This window comes from Micromonospora marincola (genome assembly GCF_056150385.1).
This window is the reverse complement of sequence record NZ_JAXCFT010000063.1, coordinates 1-519: the sequence shown is the minus strand read 5'-3', so window position 1 is coordinate 519 and position 519 is coordinate 1. Positions and strand designations below refer to the sequence as shown.

Sequence of the window (519 nt, the reverse complement as noted above, 5' to 3'; positions counted from 1 at the left end):
GCCACGGCGAACGCGAACTCAACGTCCGCTACGAAGCCCAACCCAACTTCTACTACTGCGGCCCCGCCGCCGCCCGCAACGCCATCAGCGTCCTCGGCAAGAACATCGACGTCGACACCATGGCCAAGGAAATGGGCACCACCGAGAACGGCACCAACAGCATCAACGACATCACCCCCATCCTGAACAAAGAAACCGGCAAAACCTACCGCTCGGTCGAGATCCGCACCCCGAAGGCCGACGACACCCAGACCGACAAGCTGCGCGCCGACATCATCAAGACCATCGACGACAGCCGCGCCGTAGTCGCCAACATCGCCGGCACCACCACCGACACCGACGGCAACCCCCACTCCTTCGAAGGCGGCCACTACATCAGCATCGTCGGCTACCAGAACAACGGCACCACCGTCACCATCGCCGACAGCGCCAACCCCAACACCGCCTCCTACCACATCACCATCGACAACCTCGCCAACTGGATCGCCACCCGCGGCTACAGCACCACCTGACACCACC

General features: G+C 63.2%; 1 protein-coding gene. It reads left to right on the top strand.

Annotated features, from left to right (window positions below; all coding sequences use genetic code 11):
- Positions 1–512: C39 family peptidase (locus SM450_RS31070; RefSeq protein ID WP_474623335.1), on the top strand; the 512-nt coding region annotated here is incomplete at its 5' end.
- Between the last annotated feature and the right edge of the window lie 7 nt (positions 513–519).